We start from the raw sequence: 393 nt of genomic DNA on the forward strand, positions 1-393 counted from the left end.
TTCTACAAATGGAAGAAACAACCAGTCACACAACGTGATTGGGACGATGCGCATCTGATCAACATCGCTCGTGGAATCTACGCCGACGACCCCGCATTCGGCTACCGCTTCATCGCCGACGAACTGCCGGACCGCGGCATCACCGCCAGCGAGAACAGAGTCGCACGACTGTGCTCACAGGAACGGCTGTGGTCCGTGTTCTCCAAGAAGCGCGGCCTGAACAAGAAAGCCGGCCCGCCCGTCCACGACGATCTCGTCGACCGCCAATTCACCGCACAGGAACGCAACCAGATCTGGCTGACCGACATCACCGAGCACCGTACCGACGAGGGCAAGCTCTACCTCTGCGCCATCAAAGACCTGTACTCGAACAAGATCGTCGGATACTCGATC

The 393-nt window shown here is 58.5% G+C and carries 1 protein-coding gene; it reads left to right on the forward strand.

Going from position 1 to position 393, the window contains the following annotated elements; genetic code table 11:
• On the forward strand, window positions 1-393 hold a 393-nt coding region (locus ACOQFP_RS14415; protein ID WP_421584707.1), incomplete at both ends, for an IS3 family transposase.

It is taken from the genome of Rhodococcus sp. MALMAid1271, assembly GCF_049195265.1.
Taxonomy (GTDB): Bacteria; Actinomycetota; Actinomycetes; order Mycobacteriales; family Mycobacteriaceae; genus Rhodococcoides.